The 1,197-nt window shown below is 42.6% G+C and carries 1 protein-coding gene; it reads left to right on the forward strand.

Annotation, left to right across the window (positions count from 1 at the left end):
* Window positions 1-3: 3 nt before the first annotated feature.
* Window positions 4-1,194, forward strand: a complete 1,191-nt coding sequence (tuf, locus tag M900_RS11420) for an elongation factor Tu (protein ID WP_021275036.1) — start codon at window positions 4-6, stop codon at window positions 1,192-1,194.
* Window positions 1,195-1,197: the final 3 nt, after the last annotated feature.

Consider the following 1,197-nt stretch of genomic DNA (forward strand, 5'->3'; position numbering starts at 1 on the left):
GTCATGGCAAAAGAATCTTTTGACAGAAGCAAGCCCCACGTAAACATTGGAACGATTGGGCACGTAGACCACGGTAAAACAACTTTAACAGCAGCAATTTCAATTACACTTGCTAACGCACTTGGTGGAACAGTAAGAAAGTTCGACGAAATTGACTCTGCTCCAGAAGAAAAAGCGAGAGGGATTACAATTAATACTTCTCACATTGAGTATGAGACAGCTAACAGACACTACGCTCACGTAGACTGTCCAGGTCACGCTGACTACGTTAAAAACATGATTACAGGTGCGGCACAGATGGACGGAGCGATCCTAGTTTGTTCAGCGGCTGACGGTCCAATGCCACAAACAAGAGAGCACATTCTTCTTGCGCGTCAGGTAGGTGTACCAGCGATCGTAGTTTTCTTAAATAAAGTAGATCAAGTAGATGATGAAGAACTACTTGAGCTAGTAGAAATGGAAATCAGAGAGCTTCTATCTTCTTATGACTTCCCAGGTGACGATCTTCCAATCGTAGCAGGTTCAGCACTTGCGGCACTTGAGATGAGAGACGATGCAATCGGAAAAGATAAAGTACTAGAGCTTATGGCACAAGTTGACGAGTATATCCCAACACCAGCTAGAGCGACAGATCTACCATTCCTAATGCCAGTAGAAGACGTATTCTCAATTTCAGGACGTGGTACAGTTTGTACAGGACGTGTTGAAAGAGGTATCGTTAAGGTAAACGAGGAAGTAGAAATCGTAGGTATCAAAGAGACAGCGAAGACAACTGTAACAGGTGTTGAGATGTTCAGAAAGCTACTTGACGAAGGTAGAGCGGGAGATAACGTAGGTCTTCTTTTAAGAGGTATCAAGAGAGAAGAAATTGAGCGTGGACAATGTTTAATTAAGCCAGGTTCAGTTAAGCCACACAAGAAATTTAATTGTGAGGTTTATATTCTTTCTAAAGACGAAGGTGGAAGACACACTCCAATCTTTAAAGGTTACAGACCACAGTTTTACTTCAGAACAACAGACGTAACAGGTGACATTACACTTGCGGACGGAGTTGAGATGGTAATGCCAGGAGACAACACTTCATTCGCAGTAGATTTAATTACTCCAATTGCGATGGAAAAAGGTCTTAAGTTCGCGATCCGTGAGGGTGGTAGAACAATTGGTGCAGGAACTGTATCAGAAATCCTTGCTTAATTT

Source organism: Bacteriovorax sp. Seq25_V, from assembly GCF_000447795.1.
Taxonomy (GTDB): Bacteria; Bdellovibrionota; Bacteriovoracia; order Bacteriovoracales; family Bacteriovoracaceae; genus Halobacteriovorax_A.